This window comes from Candidatus Saccharibacteria bacterium, assembly GCA_017983775.1.
Classification (GTDB): domain Bacteria; phylum Patescibacteriota; class Saccharimonadia; order JAGOAT01; family JAGOAT01; genus JAGOAT01.
The window spans coordinates 1-6,232 of record JAGOAT010000012.1; the positions used below are offsets into that span (position 1 = coordinate 1).

Sequence of the window (6,232 nt, forward strand, 5' to 3'; positions counted from 1 at the left end):
TGGGTATGACGAGAGATATCTAGGTCATTGTCTTCGGGATAGACACCTTTGACTATTTCTCCTAGGACTGTGGCTGAACCATCGTCTATGGCGAAGTAGGGACCGAAGAGACGACGGATGACTTCAAACTCAATGGTCGAATAAGTCGGACTTTCTGTAGTCTCATAGCAACTTATCTCAAATGTATAGTGGCCAATAGCCTTGGTATCAGCACCAGCCGCAGAACCCTCGAACAAATCTCTATGAACTTCAATCTCACTTTTGACACCAGTCTCAGGATCTTCATAAAATCCAATGACATTACAAACCTTCTGGCCTGGATCTTCAGGTGGTGGATCTGGTAATCGACAAATTATATCATAGCCGTTCAGATTAAATACTTGATTGCTGTTATCGGGATTGTAGAGATCATCTCCTTCATTGTCTACTCCGACCAAGTGGGTGTATTCATCCGGAAATTCTGCCCCTGGATAATTAGTTAGCTGATTGCCATCTTCGTCATAGCACACCACTACTGGGACACAAGACCGCTGATAGGTATTGTCATCCTCATTAGGATCCCAAGGTACATAAGTATCACTGACGACCTCCAGTAAGTCATTGGATGGATTACAGATCTCTAGAGTAGGGATGGTCTCGACATTGGTTCCTCCGTCAATATAGGGACCAACGACTCCTTCTATAAAGATATCTACACTATTATTACCCCCACTTTCGAGAAACACCTCAGTCTTGATCACTGGATTAACTCTGGTCACCGTACCAGAGCTAGGTTGGCAACGGCTAGCTGGATTACAAGACCAAGTTGCGGTTTCACCCTCCAGGCTCTCAACTGGTACTCGGTCTTGGACAATTGCTCCTCGATCATTAACCAAGCTAACAGCAGAGTCTGGGCCATTGTTTGTCACAACAATCTGCCACTTGATTGGCTTACCCTTGTAAGCAGTCTGGTTGTCCGTATCATAGGTGGTCTTAACGATCTTGAGATCGGCATACTTTGGCTTGATATTGGCTGGATCATCATCACTACCCGACAAAATCTTATCTGGACAGGGAGGTGGTGATGTGCCGAACGCTATGTACGGTAAATCATGTATAAGTTTTTCCTGAGCTGTACAAGGCACTTTATACTGATAATCCACTTTAGCAGTATTGGTATAACTATCATAATCCTGAAACTCAGTCTTGATTGTACCCTTGATATACCTTTCTCTACTCTGTCCAGGACCAAGAGAACCAATATACCAACCGCCAGGCCAACCGGAAAAATTGGCATATTGAGTAGGCAGACTATTGTCAGTGACATTGACATTGATGGCTTGGTACTGGCTAATATTTTTGACCACCAATTTGTACCAGATAGTCTCACCGGGGCCAAACTTTACTGCTCGATCAGTAGTATTGGCATCCTGTGGTTGATCTGGAATTTCGGTTTGATTTAAGACATATTTCTTGATCTCTACCTCTGCATCCCCGGCAGGCTCTGGCTCTTCTGGTTCGGGATCAGAAGTAAAATCAAATCGATCATAAATCACCACTCCATTACCAATCCTTTGAAAACCAGAATTTGGTACTGTCATGGTCTTGCCGAGAGCAGGTAAGGTCACAGTTGTCTTGATCTCAGCGACTTTCCCAAAGCAATCCATCACTAGACCATCGTGCTTGAGGAGGTCAAGATTGCCATCTGAGGTAGTTGTAGAAAAAGAGTTCCCCGTCCTAGGAAGCAAGAGATCTCCTCCTGGCCCATCTCCATCAGTACCCTGACCAAAGCGTCTAGCGTCACCAAATATTCTCGCATCACAACCATCACACTTGATCTCATCTGTGCCTTTGTATTTATACTCTGGGTCTGGTAAGTTACCCTGAATATTCCACTGGACTTCCCCAGTATAAAGCTGACCGTCTAGTGTCACGGTGCCAAAATACAATCCAAAATTTAAGACAGTGGGATCAACGCCTAGTTCAGCCGCCCAAGCCTGCTCATTTTCACCTGCATAGATCAAATATTGTAATTCATCCCTACTAAAGAAGCCTGTTTCTTCATGGCTAGCCTCTGCAGTTGGCAATAATCTTTCTAACAAACTAGAGACAGATTGATCCTGACCATCCTGGGTACTATCTGGCTGGTCTTCCCTGGCTACCTGAATAGCTTGATATGCTGCCTCATAATCCTGATCAATATTTGGCCTAGCAGGGCTTGTTTGATCTAGATAATAAACATAATATCCAGCTTCAATCTTGTCACCACCACCGTATTGTTCCACCGAGTAAGTCTCAACTTGACTAACACCGATTTGGGATTGGTTGCGAATAACATCAAACAATTCCTCACTTGGAAAATGCAACTTACTAGCCAAACTTTGGTCGGGATAATATCCAAAACTTGCGGAGATACTCCCGGCATTGGGATAAGTGACTTTTGTATCAAGTGACTGTTCTGTAACAGCATCAACAATCTTAATATCTCCGGATGCAAGCTTGGCCTGATATTGATTTGCTTGATCCAAGGCGTATGTTTTGGCATCTTGATCAACTTGATATCCACCAGAATCAGCAAAATCAATAAAATTCCAAACAAGTACTCCGCCTACCTGATTACCAACCTTCTGCTTGGTAATCTCCTGAGAAAGTGTTTCTTGGTATATCTGATTTTCCAAGGTCACATCATTTGAATCAACTGTTATAGGGTGGTTTGCAAGGTTATCCAGGTAATTCTTCTCGAGATCCAAACCTACTTCCTTGGCTGCTAGTTGCGAACGCTTTAGCTCTATCCATTGATCAATCGCCTTATTTCGATCAATCTGATTGTATTCGATATACCCAGTCAAAGTCTGTTCATCGAGGATTTGATCCCCAACCCTAGCAACTTGACCCTCTTCCAATACTAGGGTATCTACTGATTCAGAAGCAGATTGTTCTGGCTTTTGTCCTTGATATATATATAATCCAACCCCAACCACAAACAACAAACCAGCAACCAACCACTCTGAGCGAATCCAATGAGTGAATCTTGGTTTTTTGGCTTTTGCCTGTTCCTGATTGTTGTTGGTTTCTTCCATCCCTCCAGCTCTATTTTATCTAACTTAAGCTTAACTAGTATTATATAGCAACCTCAAAATAAAACCAGCCCAAACTTAATCTCTTCACCCTCCGAATTACCAAAGACTCCTTTTCTGTCATCCTCCGAAACCCGAAGGGTTTACGGGGGATCCAGCATTTATGCATTGTCCGGAAAGCCAATAACATAACCGGGGTATTTACTAATCAACAATCACTAGAAAGCTAGCATCTTCGGGCAAATCTAGATTATCGGGAGTCTCACTAGATACTGATAATCCAAGACTGTCTGCTATCTGCCCTGTAGCTCCTGGCTCATCTCCCTTGATATCAACAACCCTCGCTACCCCTATATCTATAAGCTCCGCCAAATCTACAGTCTTGATGATCAAAGCCGCACCATAGGTCTGGGTAAGCTTTTGCTTGGCCACCTTCAAAGACTCCAAATTATCTCCATAGATATATATCACCTTTCTAAGGTTGATAGCACTTGGGGTAAATAAATGTACTATCTTGTTTTCCTTTGGACGGTAAACTACACCGACATTAGCCTTGGTAAAAATAAATACTTGATCCTCTTTGACCAGAAGCTGAGCATCCAATCTATCTCTAATCTGATCCAGATTATCAGATGTGATTATCTCTTGCTCGGGGTTAAGATCTTGAGATTTTCCTCCGTCATCATTAAGGTACCAAGGGAAGCTATAGACCCCCTCAAGCCCAGTATTCTGAAAAGATTTTTCCAAAGTCACATCACGAACATAGCTATAGGCTACTAAGACAACTGCTAGTATCAATACCCACTTAAAATTACGACGACAAAACCTACCGATATCCATAACTAGAACTCCTGTACCAAAATCTCTGAGCTATCTTGAACCGACTGGACACTCAAAGCCCCGCCAAAATCAATGATCACTAGCTCGTATTGCTTACTAACAGTTTCTGCCAGATGAACATAACGAGCCCCCTTGGTCTTGCTGGTCACGGTCTGGATACCATCTGTCCCAAAATAGTTTGAGGTGCCGACTTCTCTCCAAGCATAGCGGATAGTGCCAGTCTGAGCCGGAGTTAAACCAAATACTACTTCTGCGTCCAGTGTAACATTCATGCCAGCAGGAATTGTAACCACCCGGTTTGACGTCCAGCCACCAGTAATCCAAGTGGTGCCTGATAGCACACTATCAAAAGACATCACATTATTCGGACTAATATAAGTCACGCCAATCGAATCTACTGCCTGTAATACTTCAGGCTGTACTCGAACGACATTACCAGCTATATCTACTCCGATCGGCTGTGAGTACCAGTCTACTACTGTAGTATCCCTCGTTAATTGAGCCAATTTTAGTCCACTCTGATTTGCCATATTGGAGTCTATTTCCAGGGCAACACTTGGAGCATTAGTCCCAATCCCAACATTGCCCAATGTGTAAATATTATCATTCACATCTGTAGCAACAGAACCATCTGTCTTGAGCCAATCCGAATCAGCTCCACCCCCACCAACTCCTGCCAATAAGCATTCTACATTGCCACCAGTAAGTATCTCACTCTCAGTATAGCTCTGACCATCATCCCCCAGAAAAGTACCATCAACCTGCAGATTGGCTATTACTGGTATCTCTACGGGCACTATCTTGGCATTATCAACACTGGTCGAGAAACCAATTCTTGCTCGATCTAGATCAGCTTTGGTTGAAACCTTTTGTGACTCAACCAAGACAAATGTAGGATCATTCTTATCATAAACCCTCATGACAATTATATCGTCAGCTACTCTTTCTATTTCATAAATATACCCACCACCGCCTTGGCCAGCAGGATTCAGGACAACTGAATTATTGAAGTAAATTGCAGGAAGGGCAGGATAATAGCGTATTGAACCATACTGGTTATAGATGTCTGTATAGTCTATAATTGGAATCTGCGTATTACCAAGTCCGACATAGGTATCATTATTCCCATCAAGACTATAAACAAACTTATCCCCCACATCTAAATATATCTGAGACAAATAAGTAGACCAGCCACTCGATCCTCCAGTCTCCTGGATATAATTGTCCGTAATATCCCAGGTGGAGCTAGCCTTCTGATCGGCTTCATGATTGGCAACAAAATAACCATTGGCCAGAGCGCCTTCTAGGGTGTAGGTATTCGCTCCGGGCAAAAATTCTTTGTGTGAATCACTGCCATAGCCATAATATCCTTCCATATTTTGTTCGACAGCATAATAGTTAACATTAACATTAGCTCCTTGGGTGATATATTTAGTTCCACCAATAGTAGTCACTACATCTACGATTTTTACCCCATCTTCATAGATCTCGTAGCTAAGATCTCCCGTTCGTTTTATTTTCCAAACACTACCAGTGGGGACGGTAAAAGCATCTTGATTTGTTCTAGCCATCACAGTATTGGTCTGACCAGAGACTGTCAAAGTACCCGTGTTACCATTGGCAGCAGTCCCAATAGCTGGGGTGTATACTGTCGAAGAAGTTGCTAGATTCGGGTAAAACACAAAATCCATCAGTGCATTTGTATAAGCAATATCATTGGTTGTACTGCCCGTTACACCAACCATATGGGTTAGATTGCTTGCCGACCATATATAGCTCTCCCCTATATTAAATGTATCAGTAGAAGATGGTCGAGACTGCTGAAAAGATGTAACCCCCTGGGTATAATACCAAGCAGGCTCCATTGCTCCTGCTATTAGACTATGGTTGGTAAATTCAGCACTTGGATCATCAATTGCCGCAATATTAAATGTCCCGTAGCTAGGCAGGGGTGCTTCCTTGTATAGCTGATCATCATTACTCCAGAGCAAATAGCTACGAGTAGTAGGGTTATAAAGGTAATCGTGAAATAATCTATTGGCAGAAGGTTCACCACTCCCCCAGGTAGGTTGAGATATAAAATCATAAATAGAGCAAACTAGACCATTTGGAGAAATTTGCTCAACTATATCCCAACTCTGAGTAGTAACATTCCAACTAAAAAACATTTCACTATTATCACTATATGCCATAGCAGCTTTTGCTGGATCATCCGGATCATCTTGTGGTACTCCTCCAATATCCGGATTGAGATCTGAAGCTAAATAAACTTGATTTACACTGGGGGTTGTTGATCCATCAGCACAAACCCAAACTGAGTTGGTATTGTCCCAGGA

At 42.8% G+C, this 6,232-nt stretch carries 3 protein-coding genes; all 3 read right to left on the reverse strand.

What is annotated here, in order from left to right; genetic code table 11:
• Positions 1-3,059: DUF11 domain-containing protein (locus KA531_02085; protein ID MBP6005667.1), on the reverse strand; the 3,059-nt coding region annotated here is incomplete at its 3' end.
• A 201-nt stretch (positions 3,060-3,260) separates the two neighbouring features.
• Positions 3,261-3,896 (reverse strand): hypothetical protein, encoded by a 636-nt coding sequence (locus KA531_02090; GenBank protein ID MBP6005668.1) that lies wholly within the window; start codon positions 3,894-3,896, stop codon positions 3,261-3,263.
• Between the two features lie 2 nt (positions 3,897-3,898).
• Positions 3,899-6,232: hypothetical protein (locus KA531_02095; GenBank protein MBP6005669.1), on the reverse strand; the 2,334-nt coding region annotated here is incomplete at its 5' end.

Excerpts from the sequence above, each read along its gene's own strand:
- KA531_02090 (MBP6005668.1), bottom strand. The coding sequence starts at position 3,896 with ATGGATATCGGTAGGTTTTGTCGTCGTAATTTTAAGTGGGTATTGATA.